Source organism: Pseudooceanicola profundus (genome assembly GCF_054919315.1).
This window is the reverse complement of sequence record NZ_CM142898.1, coordinates 862,958-881,803: the sequence shown is the minus strand read 5'-3', so window position 1 is coordinate 881,803 and position 18,846 is coordinate 862,958. Positions and strand designations below refer to the sequence as shown.

The following is an 18,846-nucleotide window of genomic DNA, read 5'->3' as shown; positions in this document are numbered from 1 at the left end:
GCACTGGTCTAAGGTATGGTGGGGAAAATCCTCGAAAGTTCGGTGCCGCTGGCCGTCAGCGCGGCAAGGGCGGCGGCCTGATCGCCGGGCACGCCCGCCTTGAGGAAGGCGGCGAGGGCGGCGAGGCCCGCGGCCTCCGGCGTGGCCTCCGGGGCCCGGCGGTGCAGCGCCCGCCGCGACCGGCGGGCATGGCGGCGCAGCAGTTCGGGCGAAGGATGCAATGGCGGGGCCGCAGGCGCGTCCCAGAGGAGGAGCGCGGCGCGGGCGCTCTCCTCGGGCCGGGGGGCGGCAAGGTGCCGGGCGAGACGGGCGGCGCTGACGTGATCGGCCGCGGGCCCGTGCCACGCGGCGGGTGCCGCGCCATGGGACCAGAGCCCGGCCACGCTGCGCCGCCAGCGTTCCGCCGCCCCGGCCACCACCGGCAGGTCGGGCAGGGCATGGTAGAGCGCGAAGCCGGTCGACCACTCCGCGTCGAGGCCGAGGGCATTGAGCCGTCCCACCATCTCGCCCGGGGACGTGCCCCCGACCGACCCGAAGGCCGAGGGATCGGGGGCGTAGGGCGACCGGAGTCGGTCCGCGATCTCGCCCGCGACCGCGCCGATCTGGCCCAGCCAGTCTGCGAGCGTCGGGCTCTCGACCGTGATCGCAAGCTCCGTCAGGGCGGCCCGGTAGGGGGTCAGCGGCATCAGCAGGCCCGCGCGCGCGGCCGGATCGTCCGGCAGGCCGCGATCCATCGCCAGCCCGGACACGCGGGCCCGCGCCTCGCTTTCGACCATGGCGCGGGCCTCGTCCCGGTCGATGCCGAAGGGCAACTCCGCAAGGTGATCACTGATCAGCCCCGCGCTGCGCATCAGCTCGGAGGGCGGGGTGATGTCGGGGGGCAGGGCGGTCAGCAGCAGCAGGTCGAGCGCCCCGCCCGCCAGCCCCTGCCGCTGGGTCTCGACATAGAGGTCGAGCAGCGGGAACAGCCGGTCGGGTGCGGCCAGCCGGGCCTGCAACGCCGCGGGGCGGAACTCGGCCAGCATCTCCAGCAGGACGCGCCCGGTCAGCAGGTGCTCGGGGTCCTTGGGGGGCAGCAGGCGGTCGATCCCGGTCTCCGGCAGGGCGGCGAGCAGGCGGCGGGCGGCGCCCCACTGGCCCGAGAGCCAGAGGTAGGTCAGCGCCGTCAGGCCGGCGGGGGAGTCGGCGGCGAAGCTGCCCTCGAACCCCTTCTCGAGGATATATCCCGCCTCCCTCTGCGCGCCGTCCATCAGCATCATGGCGAGGTCGCGCACGGCGCGCTCGTCCGGGGCGCCGGGGGGCAGCGGCGTGCCCGGGGCGGCGGCGCGGATACGCCCGCTGCGGGGATCGCGGTAGAAGCGGGTCTCGCGGCAGGTCTGCGGTGGGGGCGGTGGTGCAACGGGGGGTGCAGGCGTCGCGCTGTCGGGGCGTTCGGGGGGCGGTTCGGGGGGCGGGGCCGCGTCCAGAAAGCTGTCGGCGGGCAGGTCCGGCGGCGCACTGGCGCGCCCGAAGTCGGAGCGCAGCCCCATCGCCTGTCGCACTGCATCGCGGGTCGCGGGCGGCAGTTCTTCGAGGATGTCTTCGGTGAAGCCCTGCACGACCTCTGCCGGCAGGTCGGGCAGGGGCGCGCCGTCGCGGGTCATCTGCAGCCGGTGATAGAGTGCCTCCGCCGGGTCGTGCCCGGCGAACCATGCGGCAGCGGCGGCGTTGATGGCGGCGGTGGCGCGGTCGCGCTCGGCATAGATCAGCGGCAGGAAGGCGCGGCGCACATCGGCGCGGTGCTGCAGCCAGCCGCCGGCCTCGTCCACCAGCCAGTGATGCGCGGCCAGCTCCTGCAACAGGGCCTCGGGCCCCTCGCGGCTCAGGTCGAGGCCAAGGGCGGGGGCCACGATCTCCTGCAGGGTTTCGGCATTGATGCGCCGCAGGATCAGCCCCTCGTTCGCGACCTGCCGCAGGGTGTCGGGCACCCGCGAGAGGATCGCGCGGTAGAGGTAACCCGCAACGGCGATGTCATCGCCCGGTGCAATGCCCGGCGGCGTGGGGACGAGGGAGAGGGAGCTGTCGCGCTCCAGCGCCGTCGCGGCCAGTCGCAGCAGCAGCGGATTGCCCCCGGCGAGGGCAAGCACCCGCTCGGTGGCCTCCGGGGAGAGATCGGTGCGGCGCAACAGGGCGCGGGCGGCGCCTTCCTCCAGCCCGCGCAGCGCGAGATGGTGCGCGCGCCGATCCGGCGCAGGGTCGAGGGCATCGCCCCGACCGGCCGAGATCACCGCCATCGGCTGCATCCCGTGGCGCAGCATGAGGTCGAGGTGATCGAAGAGCGTGAGCACATGGGTTTCCCCGCGTGAACGCAGCACCTCCAGCGTGTCGATCACCACCAGCAGGAGGCGGCCACTGTCGCCCACCGCCGCGCCCATCCCGCGCAGCAGCGCCTCGGGGCGCGACCGCGTGGCACCCCGGCCCCGGGTGGCGGCGGCCTCTTCGGCGCTCTGGCGGCGCAGGTCCTGCAATGTGGCGGCGCGGTCCGGCAGGGCATCGGCCAGCTGGCGCGAGATCTCCTCGAAGAAGGCGTGCTGGTCGAGGATGTCGAGCCCGCCCCGGTCGAAGTCGAGCCGCAGAAGGAGCGGGGAGAGCTCCAGTCGCGCGGTCTGGATGACCTTCTCCAGCAGGAAGCTCTTGCCGATGCCGGGCAGGCCCGAGACATGGAGCGCCCGCGCCGGGGGCTTTTCGAGCGGGGCCTTGATCCAGTCGGCCATGCGCCGCAGCTCCGCCTCGCGCCCGTAGAAGCCGGAGGCCAGCTGCGCATCGTTGCGCGCGACGCCTTGCAGGGCATTGAGCCGCGCGCGCAGGCCCGGCAGCAGGGCGGCGGCGGGCGCCAGAACCCCGGCCCGCGCAAGCGGCACGACAAGCGCGTCCAGCGCCGCGGGATCGGTGCCCTCGGCCATCTCGCGCGCCACGCTCTCCGGGGCGAAGGCGCCGCGGCCCAGCAGGGCCTCCTCGATCGGGGTGGCGCCGGTCAGCCGCGCCCGGTCCATCCCGGCCAGCTGGGCGCGGCGGGGACGGGCCCGCATCAGCCAGAGTTCGTGGCCCGCCTCGATGCGCAGCGTGCAGGCGGCCCGCAGGACAGAGAGGAGACCGGCCACCTTGAAGGGGTCGATCAGCGCGGTGCCGGTGGCGGTGAGCGCCTCGCGCGGGCTGAACTCGCCCTGCAGCGCCGCCCAGTCGAGCAGCGGCGTGGCATCGTCGAGCGTCTCGGGGTCGGGTGATTTCATGTCCAGTCCCCCCGCGCTTCGCGCACCCGCTTGCGCAGGCGTCGTGCCACTTCGCCGATCTGGCTGCCGTCGTAGCGCCCGGCGGGCGCCGCGAGGCCTGCGAGAACCGCGCTCGCGTGGTCCTCGATCGTGGTGCGGTCCCAGCCGAGGGCGAGGTCGCGGGCCATCTCGGTCAGGGTGAAGACCACCTCGGCCCGGGTGAACGGACCCAGGATCTCGCGCATCAGGCAGGGGCGGCGGGCGCTGCGGGCCTCGCCGAGGGAGGCCACGAGGTTCGAGGTCAGCGCGACGCCCTCGAAGCCCGCCAGAACGATGCGGATCAGGCCCTGCGGGGCGCAGGCGGCGATCAGGTGTTCGAGGTGCATTTGCAGCGCCCGGGGCGGGTCGCTGTCGGAGGTCTCGATGAAGAGCCAGACCGGGCGGCCCGTGGTCTCCGCCCGGTCCTGCAGCGCGGCGGCGAGCTGACGGGCCTGATCCTGCAGCACGGCGATGTCGGTGGTCTGCCCGGGCGCGACCCCCGGCTGCGCGGCGGGCCGGGCCGCAGCCCCAAGCACGGTGTCCGAGACGAGGCCCAGCAGGTCGTCGCCGCCGTCCTCGGGGGCGATGCGATGGGTTTCGTCCGGGGCCGCCATCTGGCGCAGGTAGAATTGCAGCACCGGGTAGGAGAAGCTGATGCCCGCAGACTGCCCGGCGTCGAGCCTGCGGATCCACAGGCCGCGCAGCATCTCGGCCTCGCCGGTGACGAGCGCCGCGATCCCGTCGAAGAAATCCGACCGCCCGATCAGGATATGACCGTCGAGCGAGCCGTCGTGCGACCACGGGTAGCGCGGCTGGCTGTCGTGCTGCAGCTGGCTGGCGAACTCGGCGTTGGAGACGAATTGCTCGTGCGGCACGAGACGGCGGTTGTTGTCCCACTTGCCCTGATGCAGCCCCACGAAGCGGAAGGCCCGGTCAAAGCCCGCCCCGCCCGAGGAGCCCTTGGCCGAGGGCGCGTCATGCTTGAGGCGGAGGTCCTGCGGACTGGTCCGCACCATGCGGCCGAATTCGATCCCGGCCTCGGCCCCGGCGGGAAAATGCACGAGGACGAAGCGGTGGGTGCCCGGTGCGACCTCTGCCAGCCGGCCGAGGTCGACCCGCCCGAAGAGATGCCCCAGCGGCCGGTCGAGCCGCAGGAGCGCGACATCCGGATGGGTCAATGCGGCGCCCTCGGGGGGCAGCAGGCCGCGTTCCTCGTCCGGGTGCGGCGGCAGGCAGAACCGCCGCCGGGCCGGGTAGCTCTGGCCGTCGGCGGCATGGACGCGGATCGGCTGGCCCTCGGCCCCGGTCAGCACATGGGCCGCGGTCAGCACCAGCCGGGGCGAGATCAGCACCCCGCTGCCGGTGACCGTGCCGTCCACGCTGATCCGGCAGCGAAAGGCGCGGCTGCGCCGGGCAAAGACGGCGAGCGCCTCTTCGTCGAAGCCGGGCCCTGTGACGGCGCCGAAGGCCCCCATGGCCTGCGCCCAGTCGGGCTGTGGCGGCAGGGCACCGTCGGGCAGGTCGATCCCGTCGCGCAGGAGCACGGCGGCGAACTTGTGGGTCAGCGCGTCCCTCTCGAGGTAGCGGATCAGCAGCTCGGCCAGCGGGGTGCCGAAGATCTCGGCCGTGGCGCGCAGGGTGGCGAGGTCCTGGATCACCTGCGGATCGTCGTAGGTGACGCGCAGCGCCTGTTCCACCAGCTCGGGGCGGGTGTCGATCACCGGCTGCAGCGCCGCCTGTGTCAGCCCCGAGGTCATGGCTCAGAAGACGCCGAGATGACCGGAGAGCGCGGGCCGCGCCGCCAGCCGGGCGCTCAGCCCGGGGCTGGCAGGGTCGGGTTTCAAGATCGCCTCGGTGGTGGCGCCGGCCTCGGCCGCGCGGGCCCGGGCGCCATGGCGGTAGGAGAGCCACAGCATCTCGGGCGCATAGTCGGCCAGGTCGGGGCCGTAGTCGTCGAGGGCCTGTGGCGCGTTGGCGGCCAGGTGTTCCTGCAGCACCATGTCGGTGCTCTGGACGCCCGCTGCCACGGGCGGCGTGACCGCCTCGTGCCCGGTGGCGGCGGTGGGCAGGGCGGCGTTCAGCAGCCGCTCCGCATCCAGCACGCCCGCGCCAAGCGCGCCGCTGCCGTTCCAGACCGGGGGCTTCACCATGCCATGGGTGGCGCAGTGCACGAACATCGCCTGCACCGTGGTGCCCGCCGCATCGGCCTTGGCCTTCAGCGCCGCCCGTCCGCCGTGCCGTGCCACCCAGAGCGCCGCACAGCCCGCCGTCAGCGAGGTGGCCAGCGTCGTGCCCTGTGCCGCGCGGATGCCGTTGTCCGGGTCGGAGACCGCGTTCTTGGCCGCGCCCCAGACGTTTTCCCCGGGGGCGGAGAGGGTGACGGCAGGCCCGCTGCCGGTCTTGCCCCAGGGCGTGAGCGACTGGGTCAGCGCGGCCACGGCGGTGCAGATGCCCTGCGGCGCATAGGCGGCCGGGAAGACCACCCAGGGCCAGCAGTTGCCCGCGGCGCAGCAGATCACCACGCCCGCCGCCACCGCGTCCCGCAGGGCCTTCTCCGTCGCGGCCACCCGGGTCGGCCCGCCAAGCGCCATGGCGATGACATCGGCCCCCTGGGCCACCGCATGGGCGATGGCGGGGCCGATCGTCGTCTGGTTGAAGTTCACCACCGACTTGATCGCCCGGATCGGCAGGACCTTGGCCTCCGGCGCGGCCCCGGTGATGGCGCCATGGCCGCCGGTCTCGCCGCTGGCGTCGGCGGTGCCCCGGCTGGCAATCACGGAACAGACGAGGGTGCCATGGCCGGGATGCTTCATGAACCCGGTCACGAAGCGGTCCGAGGCATCGGTGCCGCCCTCGACATAGTTCTTCTGACCCGCATTGCGGATCACGTCCCAGAGCTCCTGATGGGTGGAATGGCCGGTGTCGATCACGGCCACGGTCGCTCCCTGTCCCCGGCTCAGCGTCCAGGCCTGCGGCGTGCGGATCACCGGATGGACCCAGCCGAAGGGCCGGATGTCCGTGCGCTTCGTCTCGCAGAGCGAGAGGCTCTCGGCGGTGCCATCCCCAACGGCGGCTGCACCGTAGAGCGAATCCCGCAGCACCGGGTTGGCGTCGCTGGCCCCGAGCGCCTCCTTCAGGGCGCGGGCAAAGGCAAAGACCCGGGGCTCCTGTCCTTCGGCGGGAATGCCGGGGAAGGTGACGAAGAAGAACCGGTCGGCCTCGGCCTCGAAGGCGGGTGTGACAAGAGGCGCGGCCTCGGGCAGCAGCGCCGTCAGCGCGGCGGCGAGGTCCTGCGGGGGGCGGGGGGCGTCGAAGACAAGCTCGACGATCAGGCTCTCGTCTGCCGCGAGGTCGGGCAGGCGCTGGAGCGTGGAAAAGGCTTCGGTTGGCATCGGACTCTCCTCCGGAACCGGGAAACGACTGTGAAAACGACTTCATGCAATATGAGTCGCATCAGAGCACAATTCTGGGTTGCGTGTCAGTCCGGAATTCCCCACCCCGCCGTGGTCCGGCGCCCGGAGGGCGGCGGGATCAGGCCCAGATTTCGGCGATCTCGGCGCTCAGCCAGTCCCGGAACCGGGCGAAGGCGGGCAGGGCGAGGCTGCGCTCCGGGTAGATCAGCGTATAGGCCTCGCCGCTCTCCATCTCCCGGTCCGAGGCGCGGCGCAGGCGGCCGCTGCGCAGCGGCGCGCGGGCAAGGATCTCGGGCACCAGCGCCACGCCCAGACCGGCGATGGCGGCATCCAGCACCATGTCGAAGTGATCGAAGCGGGCGCCCCGCAAGGTGCGGCGCGGATCGAGCCGCGCATGGCGGAACCAGTCGGGCCAGAGCGTGGGCCGGGTGGACTGCTGGAGCAGGGGCAATGAGAGAAGGTCATCGTCGCTCAGCCGTTGCCGGGGGCCGATCAGCGTGGGCGCGGCCACGACGATCAGGGTTTCGTCCAGCAGGTGCAGGTGATGCGCCCCCCGCGCCCGGTGGGTGGAGCGCTGGATGGCGAGGTCGAAGGGCTCCGCCTCGAAGTCCACGCGCCCCAGCCGGGCGGCCATGTCGAAGGTCGCGCCGGGCAGGGTGGACTGGAAGGCGCTCATCCGCGGGATCAGCCAACTGCGCCCGAAGGTGGGCAACACTGCAATGCGCAGGACCGCGCTTTGTCCGCCGAACGCCATCACGCTCACCGCCGCCTCGTTGAGCCGCGCCAGCAGGTTTTCCGCGTCCCTCTGGAAGGCCCGCCCGGCGTCGGACAGGGCCAGCCGCTGCCGCACCCGGTGGAAGAGCGCCACGCCCAGACGGTCCTCCAGCGTACCGATGGAGCGGCTCACCGCGCTCTGCGTCAGGCCCAGATCCCGGGCCGCCCCGGTGGTGGTGCCGATGCGGGCGCATGAACAAAACGCCTCAAGCTCGGAGACGGAGGGGATGTAGGACTTGCGCATGTCAGAGGGCCTTATGCGAAAAACTCATGATCCATCACGAATATCTCGTTAGCCAAACTGCGGCGTTTTGGCTAGGGTCCGGGCAATTCCTGCAAGTGGAGATGCACGATGAACGTCCAGAAACCCGTCCTGAAGGACAAGGACCGCCCCAACATGAGCTCCTTCTCGTGGGAGGACCCCTTCCTGCTGCGCGATCAGCTGGAAGAAGAAGAGCGCATGATCGCAGACAGCGCCCACGCCTTCGCGCAGGCCGAACTCGCCCCCAAGGTCGAGAAGATGTACGAGGACGAAGGCGTCGATCCCTCCATCTTCCAGGCGATGGGTGAGGCGGGCCTGCTCGGCGTGACCGTGCCGGAACAATACGGCGGGCTCGGCGCCGGCTACGTGGCCTACGGCCTCGTCGCCCGCGAGATCGAGCGTGTCGACTCGGGCTTCCGCTCGATGGCCTCGGTGCAATCCTCGCTGGTGATGTACCCGATCTACGCCTACGGCACTGAAGAGCAGCGCATGAAATACCTGCCGAAACTCGCTTCGGGTGAGTTCATCGGCTGCTTCGGCCTGACCGAACCGGACGCGGGCTCCGACCCGGCGGGCATGAAGACCCGCGCCTACAAGACCGAGGGCGGCTACCGCCTCGTGGGCTCCAAGATGTGGATCTCGAACGCGCCGATCGCGGATGTCTTCGTGGTCTGGGCCAAGTCCGAAGCCCATGACGGCGCGATCCGCGGCTTCGTCCTCGAGAAGGGCATGAAGGGCCTGACCGCGCCCAAGATCGGCGGCAAGCTGTCCCTGCGCGCCTCGATCACCGGCGAGATCGTGATGGACAACGTGGAAGTGGGCGAAGATGCGCTGCTGCCCCATGTCTCGGGCCTGAAAGGTCCCTTCGGCTGTCTGAACCGCGCCCGCTACGGCATCGCCTGGGGCGTCATGGGCGCCGCCGAGGACTGCTGGCTGCAGGGCCGTCAGTACGGCCTCGACCGGACCCAGTTCGGCAAGCCGCTCGCCGGCATGCAGCTCTACCAGAAGAAACTGGCGGACATGCAGACCGAGATCACCCTGGGCCTTCAGGCCGCCCTGCGGGTCGGCCGTCTCTTCGACGAAGCCCGCGCCGCCCCCGAGATGGTCTCGCTGATCAAGCGCAACAACTGCGGCAAGGCGCTCGACATCGCGCGGATGGCCCGTGACATGCACGGCGGCAACGGCATCCAGATCGAGTACAAGGTCATGCGCCACGCCCAGAACCTCGAGACGGTGAACACCTACGAGGGCACCCACGACGTGCACGCGCTGATCCTGGGCCGCGCCCAGACCGGGCTGCAGGCCTTCTTCTGAGGCCACATCGCCTGCCTCCCCGTCGGATGCCTCCGGCGGGGACACCCAGGCCAGGAACATGAAAAGGGCGGCTCCGATCTCCGGGCCGCCCTTCTTCATTTTCGTTTCCCAAGTATCCTCGGGGGGAGCCGCGTCAGCGGCGGGGGGCAGACAGCCCCCCTGCCACCTTACTGGGCGTCCTTCGGCCCGAGGGCCGAGAGACCCTTGAGGATGTCGATCGCATAGGCGAGCTGGTAGTCCTCGTCGCGCAGCTTGGCCGCGGCTTCCGCCTTGTCGCGGTCGGCCTCGATCTGCTTGATCTCGTCCTCGGTGAGCGAGTCGTTGTTCAGCGCGCCGCGCAGGTCGGCTTCCGACCGGGTGCGGTTCACGGCGGAGGCGGGTTCCTCCTCCTCGGCCTCGGGGCGGCGCGGGGGCTGGTTCACCACGATGTCGGGCGAGATGCCGAGGTTCTGGATCGACCGGCCCGACGGCGTGTAGTAGCGCGCGGTGGTCAGGCGCATCGCGCCGTCGCCCCGCAGCGGCATGACCGTCTGGACCGAGCCCTTGCCGAAGGACTTGGTGCCCACGACGATGGCGCGGCGGTGGTCCTGCAGCGCACCCGAGACGATCTCGGAAGCGGAGGCGGAGCCGCCGTTGATCAGCACCACGATCGGCTTGCCGTCGATCAGGTCGCCCTCGGTGGCGTTGTAGCGCTCGCCGTCTTCCGGGTTCCGGCCACGGGTCGAGACGATCTCGCCCTTGTCGAGGAAGCCGTCGGAGACGCGGATCGCCTGGGTCAGCAGGCCGCCCGGGTTGTTGCGCAGGTCGATGACCACGCCGTTGATCGTGTCGAGCCCGCCATGGGCCTCGATCTGCTCCTTCAGCCCGGCCTCGAGGTTCGGGTAGGTCTGGTCGTTGAAGGTTGTGATCCGCAGCACGACGGTGTCACCCTCGGTGCGGGCGCGCACGGCGGTCAGCTTGATGGTGTCGCGGATGATCGAGACGTCGAAGGGCTCGGCCTCGCCTTCGCGGACCACGGTCACGACGATCTCGGAGCCGACCGGCCCGCGCATCATCTCGACCGCGTCGTCCAGCGTCAGGCCCAGCAGGCTCTCGCCATCGACGTGGGTGATGAAATCCCCGGCCTCGATGCCGGCCACGGCGGCGGGGGTGCCATCCATGGGCGAGACCACTTTCACGAAGCCGTCCTCCTGCGTCACCTCGATGCCGAGGCCGCCGAACTCGCCGCGGGTCTGCACGCGCATCGCGGCGGCATCATCGGGCGAGAGGTAGCTGGAATGCGGGTCGAGCGAGGTGAGCATGCCGTTGATGGCGGCTTCGATCAGCTCGCCGGGTTCCACTTCCTCGACGTATTGCGCGCGGATGCGTTCGAAGATGTCCCCGAAGAGATCAAGCTGCTCGTAGACGGAGGCCTTGCTGTCCGCTTCCTGGGCCAGGAGGGGCGCTGCGATCTGCGTCGTGACCAGCAGGCCGGTCGCGATGCCGCCCGCGGCGGCCAGTAGGGTCTTTCTCATTGCTCTCCATCCTCTTTTCCGGCGTCGAGGCCGGCGAACCATTCTGCGGGGTCCTCGGGCGTGTTGCCCTGCCTCACTTCCAGGTACAGCGTTTCCGTTCGGTCCGATCCGGTACCACCGGCACTCTGGGTCAGGATTGCGCCGATGTCCGGATCCTGTCCGCCCATCAGCCCGACGGGTGCGCCTGCCTGAAGCACCTCGCCTGCGGAACCATAGACGACATCCAGTCCGGCCAAAACGAACAATACGCCCGCCTGCGGCTCAAGGAGCATCACGTTGCCGTAATCCAACAGGGGGCCGCGATAGCGGATCGTCGCCGCGGTGGGGGAGGTGACGATGGCGCCGGGGCGCGTTGCCAGCACGATGCCCGGGCGGGTGATGCCCGCGGCGTCCGCCTCGCCCGCGCGGCGCAGCAGTGCGCCCTGCACGGGCAGCGGAATGCGCCCCTTGCGGTGGATCACGTCCGGGAGCGAGCCGGGCGCCTCGTTCTCGGCGATGTCGCTGAGGCCCGAGGCGAAGGCGCTGAGCGTCTCGGTCGAGGCGATGAGCAGCGCCGTCTTGATCGGGTCCTCGGTGAAGCGTTTCGGGAGGGCGGTCCGGTCGGCGATGGCCTTGCTGAGCTCCGCGCGGGCCTGCTGGACGCCGTCCATGCCCCGGGCGAGCTGGTCGGCGGCGCTCTGCTGCAGGGCGCGCAGGTCGCTGGCCTCCTGCAGCTTGGCGCGCAGGGCCTGTGCCTTCTTGTTCAGCGCGGGCGCCACGTCGGCAAGGATCATGCCCGAGCGCGCGGTGCCGAGCGGCCCGTCCGGGTGTACCATCTGCGCGGGCGGCGGCGAGGTGGCGACGGTCAGCAGAACACCCAGAAGCTGGGCGGTCTCCGCATCGCTGGCCTCCAGCTCACGCCGGATCTCGCGTTCCCGCATCGAGGCGCGGCGCAGCCCGTCGCGCATGGCCGAAAGCCCCGCCTCGTAGGCGCGCAGGGTTTCGGTCAGGGCGCGGACCCGGTCGCGGGCCTCCTCTGCGCCATCCAGCGTGCGGGCGGCGGCCTCCAGCTGGTCGGCGGCGGCGCGCGCGGCCTCGGCGGGCGTGGGCGCGGCGGTCTGCGCCTGCACCGCGCCGCTGGCAAGGGACAGCGCCAGACCTGCGAGGAGAGCGCGCAGCGAGATCATGCGAGCAGGCTTTCCCCCGTCATCTCGTCGGGCTTGGGCAGGTCCATCAGCGCCAGCAGGGTGGGGGCCAGATCGGCCAGCCGCCCGGCGCGCAGATGGGTGCCTTCGGGGCCGCCGATCAGCGCCACGGGCACGAGGTTGGTGGTATGCGCGGTGTGCGGCCCACCGGTTTCCGGGTCCACCATCATCTCGCAGTTGCCGTGATCCGCGGTCAGGATCATTGCCCCGCCCGCCTTTTCCAGCGCGGCCACGACCCGGGCGAGGCCCCGGTCCACGGCAGAGCAGGCGGCCATGGCGGCCTTCAGGTCGCCGGTGTGGCCGACCATGTCGGGATTGGCGTAGTTGGTGACGATCAGGTCATAGCCGTGTTCGATCGCCTCGACGAACTTGTCGGTGACCTCCTCCGAGGACATCTCGGGCTGGAGGTCATAGGTGGCGACCTTGGGCGATTTCGGCATGAACCGGTCTTCGCCGGTCTTCTCCTTTTCGACGCCGCCGTCGAGGAAGAAGGTCACATGGGGGTATTTCTCGGTCTCGGCGAGGCGGAACTGGGTCTTGCCCTGTTTCGCGACCCATTCGCCGAGCGTGTTCACGATCTCCTGCTTGGGGTAGCAGGTGGTCATGTAGGCGTTGTGGCTTTCGGAATATTCCACCATCCCCAGCAGCGCGGCGAGGTCGGGCCGGGGGCCGGTGTCGAAGCCGTCGAAACCGGGTTGGCCGATGGCGGCGAGGATTTCGCGCGCGCGGTCGGCGCGGAAGTTGAGGCAGAAGAGCCCGTCGCCGTCCTTCACGCCGTCATAGCCCGCGATGACCGTGGGCGAGATGAACTCGTCCGTCTCGCCGTTTTCGTAGGCGCGGGTCACGGCGGCATGGGGCGTGGCGGATTTCACGCCCTCGCCCTTGATCATGGCGGCATAGGCCTCGCCCACGCGTTCCCAGCGGTTGTCGCGGTCCATGGCGTAGTAGCGCCCGATCACGGTGCCCACGGTGGCGCCTTCGGGCAGCCCGTCGGTCAGGTCGTTGAAGTAGCCATAGGCGGACTTGGGCGCCACGTCGCGGCCATCGGTGATCGCGTGCAGCACCACCGGCACGCCGGCGGCGGCGATGGTGGTGATCGCGGCGAGGATATGCGTCAGGTGGCCGTGGACACCGCCGTCGGAGACGAGGCCCATCAGGTGCGCCGTGCCGCCGGTTTTCTTCAGCGTGGCGATGAAATCGTTCAGCGGGCCGTTCTTGGCGAAGGAGCCATCCTCGATCGCGAGGTCGATCTGGCCGAGGTCCATGGCCACAACGCGGCCCGCGCCGATATTGGTGTGGCCGACCTCGGAGTTGCCCATCTGGCCCGAAGGCAGGCCCACATCGGGGCCGTGGGTGATCAGCGTGGCATGGGGGCAGGTGGCCATGATCCGGTCGTAGGTCGGTGTCTCGGCCAGTGCGGGGGCATTGGCCTCGGTGGTCTCGCTGAGGCCCCAGCCGTCGAGAATGCACAGAACTACCGGTTTCGGGGTGGTCATCGGCCATGGCTCCTGTCTGCCTGCTTCAGGGCCGGTTTCTAGCTGGTGACGTCCGCCGGGGGAAGAGAGGGCGGGGGGATTGTCCAAGATGCGACAGATGGTTGCGCAATCAGCGCGTCACGCTGCACCGCGGGGCTGAAATCCCCGGCGCGCCGCGGCCCGGGCGGCGGGCCTCAGACCCGGTGATAGGGCGAGCCCGCGAGAATCGTCGCGGCGCGGTAGAGCTGTTCCGTCAGCATGGTGCGGGCCAGCATGTGCGGCCAGACCATCTTGCCGAAGCTCAGCGCCCAGTCGGCCCGGTTGCGCAACCCGGGCGCGATGCCGTCGGCGCCGCCGATCAGGAAGGCCACGTCCTGTGCACCCTGATCGCGGTGCAGGGCCAGACGGTCGGCGAAATCGGGTGAGGTCATGACCCGGCCACGCTCGTCGAGGGCGACGATGACGGCACCCTTGGGCAGGGCGCGCTCCAGCAGGGCGGCCTCGGCCTCCATGCCGCCACCCTTCTTGTCCTCGACCTCGACGACATTGGCCGGCCCGAGCCCAAGGGCCCGACCGGTTCTGTCGAAGCGGGTCAGGTAGTCGTCGATCAGCTCGCGCTCGGGGCCCGCCCGCAGGCGGCCCACGGCGCAGATGTGCAGCCGCATGAGAGCTCAGACGCGCGTTGCCGCGGCGGGCGAGGGGCCCCACATCTTTTCGAGCTGGTAGAACTCGCGCACTTCGGGGCGGAAGACATGGATGATCACATCGCCCGTGTCGATCAGCACCCAGTCGCCGGTTTCCTTGCCCTCGATCTTGCTCAGGCGGCCGTACTCCTGCTTGAGACGGTCAACCAGCTTCTCGGCGATGGCCGAGACCTGGCGGGACGACCGGCCCGAGCAGATCAGCATGTAGTCGCCCATGGCCGACTTGCCGCGCAGGTCGATCTGCACGATCTCCTCCGCCTTGTCGTCGTCCAGCGATTTCAGAATGAAAGCCAGCAGCTCTTCGCTTGTCGGCTGTGCGGTTGCGGCCGTCATAGGCGCCCCCGTATTGGCGGTAATGGCCGCGTCAACGTCGAGTGACAGGACATTGTCCTCCTAGTGGCGTGCCGACAGAGCCCCGGCACTGGGTCATGATTAAAGGTAACAACCGGGGGTCGAATTTTCAACGATTTCGACCCGGCCCGGTTTCCCCGGCAAGGCGCCGCCCTTACGCGAGGTCCGTGTGGCTTGCAAGCGTCCGCGGCGCGACGTGGCGGCAGAACGGGGAAAATCTGCGTCAATCCAGTGCTTTTGACGGGGAGTCCGGTGCGGGGGCCTCGTTCAGCACCCGCACCTCGCGCTGCGGGAAGGGGATGGAGATTCCATGTTCCTTGAACGCATCCCAGAGCGCCAGATAGACGTTTCCGCGGATATTGGTGAGCCCGCCGGTCGGGTCCGTGATCCAGAATCGGAGGATGTAATCCACCGAGGAATCGCCGAAGCCCACGATGTGACAGACCGGCGGCTTGAAGGTCAGCACCCGGCTGACGGATTGCGCGGTCTCGATGGCGATCTTGCGTACCGCGTGGGGGTCGTCGCCGTAGGACGTGCCGAAATAGATGTCGAGCCGGACGAAATCGTTCGAGTGCGACCAGTTCACCACCTGTCCGGTGATCAGGTCCTCGTTCGGGATCAGGTATTCCCTGCCATCCCGCGTCACGACCGAGACGTAGCGCGCGCCGAGCGCGTTGATCCAGCCGAAGGTCTCGCCAAGGCTGATCACGTCGCCGGGCTTCACCGACTTGTCCATCAGGATGATGATCCCCGACACGAGGTTCGAGACGACCTTTTGCAGCCCGAAGCCGAGGCCCACGCCGATGGCCCCCGAAAGGACCGCCAGCCCGGTCAGGTCCACGCCGACGGCGCGCAGCGCGATGAAGAAGGCCGCCCCGTAGAGCGCGACCTGCAGCCCCTTGATCACCAGTTCCTGCATCGAGGGCGAGATGTCCTCGACCCGCCGGATGTTGGCGGCCCCCGCGTGGGAGAGGAACCGCGCCAGCGTGATCAGCGCCGCCAGCAGCACGAACCCCTGAATGATCATCCACAGCGACAGCCGCATGGAGCCGAGGGTCAGCGCCATGCTGTCGAGCAGGCCCTGGGTTTCGTCCTGAAGGCCGACGATGATCAGCGTGGCCCAGACCCAGCCGCCGTAGCGCACCAGCGTGCGCAGCAGCGGGTTGCCGATGGCGCGCGTCAGCAGCGCGATCACCAGCCAGGCGAGTGCAAGGCTGCCGAGGATCGTCAGCAGGTAGGACCGGCTGGGCCACGTGGCGGCCCGCATGATCCAGATCGTGGGCCAGATCAGCGCGACGAAGAAGATGTGGCGCAGGCGGCGGTGCAGGATCAGCAGCAGGCGGATGCGCCATTTCGGCCAGCCCTCCTGCGCGCGAAGCCAGTCGTGCATCCGGGGCGCGAACCAGCGGGCCAGCCCCCAGGCAACAAGGAACAGGCCAAGCGCAATGAGCACCTGATAGGCATTCCAGGGGCGCACCAGCCCGTGAAGGAAGTTCTCTACCCGCACCCAGGCGCCGAGCGCGATCTGGATGACGGCGTCGATGGGGTCGCTTGCTGGCTCCATTCGCCTCCCCTGCGCGGCCTCGGGACAGCGTGGCACGGCGGCCAAGCTCCTGTCCAGACGCGGGAATGCTGCGGTGCCGCATGCGTGAACTGCACGCGAGGGGCCCCGGAACGCTTGCGAGACTCGGGAAGGCGGTATATCCCGCAGGCCATGAAACGTGTTTTCGACATGGATGATCGCGCGCGCCTGCCTTGGCGCTTCTTCGGCGCGTCGCTGACGGTCCTCGCCCGCCTATGAGGCGCGCGACCCATTCGTACAGCCAAAATTCAGCCAATTGAAATCGGAGAGGACCCATGTCCCCCAAGACGCTCTATGACAAGATCTGGGATGCCCACCTCGTGGATACCACCCCGGATGGCACCAGCCTGCTCTACATCGACCGCCACCTCGTCCACGAGGTGACCAGCCCGCAGGCCTTCGAAGGTCTGCGCATGGCCGGCCGCAAGGTCCATGCCCCGGACAAGACCATCGCCGTTCCGGACCACAACGTGCCCACCACCCCCGGCCGCGAAGACCCGGCGAACATGACCGAGGATTCCGCGATCCAGGTGGCGGCGCTCGACAAGAACGCCCGTGACTTCGGCGTGCACTACTATCCCGTCAGCGACATCCGCCAGGGCATCGTGCACATCGTGGGCCCGGAACAGGGCTGGACCCTGCCGGGCATGACCGTGGTCTGCGGCGACAGCCACACCGCGACCCACGGCGCCTTCGGCGCGCTCGCCCACGGCATCGGCACCTCGGAGGTGGAGCATGTGCTTGCCACCCAGACGCTGATCCAGTCGAAGTCGAAGAACATGAAGGTCGAGATCACCGGCCAGCTTCAGCCCGGCGTGACGGCCAAGGACATCACCCTTGCCGTCATCGGCAAGACCGGCACCGCCGGCGGCACCGGCTATGTCATCGAGTATTGCGGTGAAGCGATCCGCTCGCTCTCGATGGAAGGCCGGATGACGGTCTGCAACATGGCCATCGAGGGCGGCGCCCGTGCCGGCCTGATCGCGCCGGACGAGACCACCTTCGCCTACGTCCAGGGTCGCCCCCATGCGCCGAAGGGCGCCCAGTGGGAAGCCGCGCTGACCTGGTGGAAGACGCTCTTCTCCGATGATGACGCTCATTGGGACAAGGTCGTGACCATCAAGGGCGAAGACATCGCGCCGGTCGTCACCTGGGGCACCTCGCCCGAGGACGTGCTGCCGATCACCGCGGAAGTGCCCGATCCCGCCAGCTTTGCCGGCGGCAAGGTCGAGGCGGCCAAGCGCTCGCTCGAGTACATGGGCCTGACCCCCGGTCAGAAGCTCTCGGACATCGAGATCGACACCGTCTTCATCGGCTCCTGCACCAACGGCCGGATCGAGGACCTGCGCGCCGCAGCCGCGATCCTGAAGGGCAAGAAGATCAAGGACGGGATGCGCGCAATGGTCGTGCCCGGTTCGGGCCTCGTGCGCGCCCAGGCCGAGGAGGAGGGCCTCGCGGAGATCTTCAAGGAGGCCGGTTTCGAATGGCGCCTTGCGGGCTGCTCCATGTGCCTCGCCATGAACCCCGACCAGCTGCAGCCCGGCGAACGCTGTGCCGCGACCTCGAACCGCAACTTCGAGGGCCGGCAGGGCAAGGGCGGCCGCACGCACCTGATGTCGCCCGCCATGGCGGCTGCCGCTGCGGTAACCGGTCGTCTTACGGATGTCAGGGAACTGATGTAACGCTGGGGACCAGGAGTTAACCGGTTTCGAAAGGTGATGACATGAAGACCTGGCTTGTAATGCTCGGAATGGGGATCGTGCTGCTGATCGGCGGTATCTTTGCCCTTGCCAACCCCTTCGCCGCGACGCTGGCGGTCACGACGATCGTCGGCGTGGTCTTCCTCGCGACGGGGATCTTGCAGGCCTATTCGGTCTTTCGGGACAGCGAGGCGCATGGCCGCGTCTGGCACGGGATCAGCGCATTGCTGAGCATCCTTGCCGGTGTCTGGCTCCTTGCCAACCCGCTGGCCGGGACGGTGTCGCTGACGTTGATCGTCGGCGTGCTGTTCCTCTTCATCGGGGGCTTCCGCCTGGCTGCGGCCTGGGGGATGCGCTCCACACCTTTCTTCTGGATCCTGCTGCTCTCCGGGGCGGCCTCCATCCTCATCGGCATCATGGTGTTCTCCAACCTCCAGATGGCGGCCTTCTCCCTGCTGGGCATCCTGCTCGCGGTAGAGTTGATCGCTGACGGCGTTGGCCTGATCGCCATCGGGCTCTTCATGCGCTCCCGCTGAGCGCGCCCGACGCAACAGGGCGACCCCCCGATGGGCGGGGGGCGCTGCTTGAACCCAAGTTTCGGGATGCCCCGCATCCCGCCAGGAGACAGCCCATGGAAAAGTTCGAAAAACTTTCGGGGATCGCGGCACCGATGCCGCTGGTGAACATCGACACCGACATGATCATCCCCAAGCAATTCCTGAAGACCATCAAGCGCACCGGCCTCGGCGTGCATGCCTTCGACGAGATGCGCTACAAGGACGACGGGTCGGAAAACCCCGATTTCGTCCTGAACAAGCCCGCCTACCGCGAGGCGCAGATCATCGTTGCCGGTGACAACTTCGGCTGCGGCTCCTCGCGTGAGCACGCGCCCTGGGCGCTGGCCGACTTCGGCGTGAAGGTCATCGTCTCGACCTCCTTCGCGGACATCTTCTTCAACAACTGCTTCAAGAACGGCATGCTGCCGATCGTGCTCCCGCAGGAGCAGGTGGACCTGCTGATGAAGGATGCCGAGAAGGGCTCCAACGCGCGGATGGACGTGGACCTCGAGAAGCAGGAGATCACCACCTCCGACGGCGAGGTGATCAAGTTCGACATCGACCCGTTCCGCAAGCGCTGCCTGCTGGAAGGGCTCGACGATATCGGCCTGACGCTGGAGAAGGCGCCCGCGATCCAGAGCTTCGAGACGCAGGCCGCGCAGTCGCGCCCCTGGGTCTGAGGCGGGTCTGAGGCCAGGCCTCGCATGAATTGTGGCGGCCCCGCGCGGG

At 69.5% G+C, this 18,846-nt stretch carries 14 protein-coding genes; 4 read left to right on the top strand and 10 right to left on the bottom strand.

Features of this window, described 5'->3' with window-relative positions:
• Nucleotides 1–8: 8 nt before the first annotated feature.
• The 4 genes from ACX9MO_RS04070 to ACX9MO_RS04055 all read right to left on the bottom strand — a co-directional run bounded on the left by ACX9MO_RS04070 (nucleotide 9) and on the right by ACX9MO_RS04055 (nucleotide 7,718).
• Entirely contained in the window at nucleotides 9–3,269 is a 3,261-nt protein-coding gene (locus ACX9MO_RS04070; RefSeq protein ID WP_462213618.1) for an AAA family ATPase, read from the bottom strand.
• The gene (locus tag ACX9MO_RS04065; RefSeq protein ID WP_462213617.1) at nucleotides 3,266–5,044 is read right to left on the bottom strand and encodes a S1 family peptidase; all 1,779 of its coding nucleotides are present in this window, start codon (nucleotides 5,042–5,044) and stop codon (nucleotides 3,266–3,268) included. The genes ACX9MO_RS04070 and ACX9MO_RS04065 overlap by 4 nt, the downstream gene beginning before the upstream one ends.
• Before the next feature lie 3 nt (nucleotides 5,045–5,047).
• On the bottom strand, nucleotides 5,048–6,679 hold the full coding sequence (locus ACX9MO_RS04060) for a S8 family peptidase (RefSeq protein WP_462213616.1): 1,632 nt from the start codon (nucleotides 6,677–6,679) through the stop codon (nucleotides 5,048–5,050).
• A 139-nt stretch (nucleotides 6,680–6,818) separates the two neighbouring features.
• A complete protein-coding gene (locus ACX9MO_RS04055; protein ID WP_462213615.1) occupies nucleotides 6,819–7,718 on the bottom strand; it encodes a LysR substrate-binding domain-containing protein in 900 nt (299 codons plus the stop codon).
• A 108-nt stretch (nucleotides 7,719–7,826) separates the two neighbouring features.
• Between ACX9MO_RS04055 and ACX9MO_RS04050 the strand changes: the two genes are divergently transcribed.
• Nucleotides 7,827–9,050: an acyl-CoA dehydrogenase gene (locus ACX9MO_RS04050; RefSeq protein WP_222491973.1), complete on the top strand. Its 1,224-nt coding sequence runs from the start codon at nucleotides 7,827–7,829 to the stop codon at nucleotides 9,048–9,050.
• 167 nt (nucleotides 9,051–9,217) lie between these two features.
• On the opposite strand, the gene ACX9MO_RS04045 is transcribed toward ACX9MO_RS04050, so the two are convergent.
• From ACX9MO_RS04045 to ACX9MO_RS04020, 6 genes are all read right to left on the bottom strand, one after another.
• Nucleotides 9,218–10,564 carry a S41 family peptidase gene (locus ACX9MO_RS04045; RefSeq protein WP_222491975.1) on the bottom strand — a complete coding sequence of 449 codons (1,347 nt, stop codon included), beginning with the start codon at nucleotides 10,562–10,564 and terminating at the stop codon, nucleotides 9,218–9,220.
• On the bottom strand, nucleotides 10,561–11,730 hold the full coding sequence (locus ACX9MO_RS04040) for a murein hydrolase activator EnvC family protein (protein WP_462213614.1): 1,170 nt from the start codon (nucleotides 11,728–11,730) through the stop codon (nucleotides 10,561–10,563). The genes ACX9MO_RS04045 and ACX9MO_RS04040 overlap by 4 nt, the downstream gene beginning before the upstream one ends.
• The gene (gene gpmI, locus ACX9MO_RS04035; RefSeq protein WP_462213613.1) at nucleotides 11,727–13,244 is read right to left on the bottom strand and encodes a 2,3-bisphosphoglycerate-independent phosphoglycerate mutase; all 1,518 of its coding nucleotides are present in this window, start codon (nucleotides 13,242–13,244) and stop codon (nucleotides 11,727–11,729) included. The genes ACX9MO_RS04040 and gpmI overlap by 4 nt, the downstream gene beginning before the upstream one ends.
• Before the next feature lie 173 nt (nucleotides 13,245–13,417).
• Nucleotides 13,418–13,888, bottom strand: a complete 471-nt coding sequence (gene rlmH, locus ACX9MO_RS04030) for a 23S rRNA (pseudouridine(1915)-N(3))-methyltransferase RlmH (RefSeq protein WP_462213612.1) — start codon at nucleotides 13,886–13,888, stop codon at nucleotides 13,418–13,420.
• Between the two features lie 6 nt (nucleotides 13,889–13,894).
• Nucleotides 13,895–14,284 carry a ribosome silencing factor gene (rsfS, locus tag ACX9MO_RS04025; protein WP_318246174.1) on the bottom strand — a complete coding sequence of 130 codons (390 nt, stop codon included), beginning with the start codon at nucleotides 14,282–14,284 and terminating at the stop codon, nucleotides 13,895–13,897.
• A 217-nt stretch (nucleotides 14,285–14,501) separates the two neighbouring features.
• Nucleotides 14,502–15,842 (bottom strand): mechanosensitive ion channel family protein, encoded by a 1,341-nt coding sequence (locus ACX9MO_RS04020; RefSeq protein ID WP_462213611.1) that lies wholly within the window; start codon nucleotides 15,840–15,842, stop codon nucleotides 14,502–14,504.
• A gap of 293 nt (nucleotides 15,843–16,135) precedes the next feature.
• Here ACX9MO_RS04020 and leuC point away from each other — a divergent pair, with 293 nt between their 5' ends.
• From leuC to leuD, 3 genes are all read left to right on the top strand, one after another.
• A complete protein-coding gene (gene leuC, locus ACX9MO_RS04015; protein WP_462213610.1) occupies nucleotides 16,136–17,542 on the top strand; it encodes a 3-isopropylmalate dehydratase large subunit in 1,407 nt (468 codons plus the stop codon).
• A 41-nt stretch (nucleotides 17,543–17,583) separates the two neighbouring features.
• Nucleotides 17,584–18,096: an HdeD family acid-resistance protein gene (locus ACX9MO_RS04010; RefSeq protein WP_222491989.1), complete on the top strand. Its 513-nt coding sequence runs from the start codon at nucleotides 17,584–17,586 to the stop codon at nucleotides 18,094–18,096.
• Nucleotides 18,097–18,191: 95 nt separating this feature from the next.
• The gene (leuD, locus tag ACX9MO_RS04005; RefSeq protein WP_222491991.1) at nucleotides 18,192–18,797 is read left to right on the top strand and encodes a 3-isopropylmalate dehydratase small subunit; all 606 of its coding nucleotides are present in this window, start codon (nucleotides 18,192–18,194) and stop codon (nucleotides 18,795–18,797) included.
• The last annotated feature ends 49 nt before the right edge of the window (nucleotides 18,798–18,846 follow it).

Excerpts from the sequence above, each read along its gene's own strand:
- ACX9MO_RS04040 (WP_462213614.1), bottom strand. The coding sequence starts at position 11,730 with ATGATCTCGCTGCGCGCTCTCCTCGCAGGTCTGGCGCTGTCCCTTGCC.
- ACX9MO_RS04070 (WP_462213618.1), bottom strand. The coding sequence starts at position 3,269 with ATGAAATCACCCGACCCCGAGACGCTCGACGATGCCACGCCGCTGCTC.
- leuD (WP_222491991.1), top strand. The coding sequence starts at position 18,192 with ATGGAAAAGTTCGAAAAACTTTCGGGGATCGCGGCACCGATGCCGCTG.
- ACX9MO_RS04065 (WP_462213617.1), bottom strand. The coding sequence starts at position 5,044 with ATGACCTCGGGGCTGACACAGGCGGCGCTGCAGCCGGTGATCGACACC.
- rlmH (WP_462213612.1), bottom strand. The coding sequence starts at position 13,888 with ATGCGGCTGCACATCTGCGCCGTGGGCCGCCTGCGGGCGGGCCCCGAG.
- gpmI (WP_462213613.1), bottom strand. The coding sequence starts at position 13,244 with ATGACCACCCCGAAACCGGTAGTTCTGTGCATTCTCGACGGCTGGGGC.
- ACX9MO_RS04050 (WP_222491973.1), top strand. The coding sequence starts at position 7,827 with ATGAACGTCCAGAAACCCGTCCTGAAGGACAAGGACCGCCCCAACATG.
- ACX9MO_RS04045 (WP_222491975.1), bottom strand. The coding sequence starts at position 10,564 with ATGAGAAAGACCCTACTGGCCGCCGCGGGCGGCATCGCGACCGGCCTG.
- ACX9MO_RS04010 (WP_222491989.1), top strand. The coding sequence starts at position 17,584 with ATGAAGACCTGGCTTGTAATGCTCGGAATGGGGATCGTGCTGCTGATC.
- ACX9MO_RS04020 (WP_462213611.1), bottom strand. The coding sequence starts at position 15,842 with ATGGAGCCAGCAAGCGACCCCATCGACGCCGTCATCCAGATCGCGCTC.
- ACX9MO_RS04055 (WP_462213615.1), bottom strand. The coding sequence starts at position 7,718 with ATGCGCAAGTCCTACATCCCCTCCGTCTCCGAGCTTGAGGCGTTTTGT.
- leuC (WP_462213610.1), top strand. The coding sequence starts at position 16,136 with ATGTCCCCCAAGACGCTCTATGACAAGATCTGGGATGCCCACCTCGTG.
- ACX9MO_RS04060 (WP_462213616.1), bottom strand. The coding sequence starts at position 6,679 with ATGCCAACCGAAGCCTTTTCCACGCTCCAGCGCCTGCCCGACCTCGCG.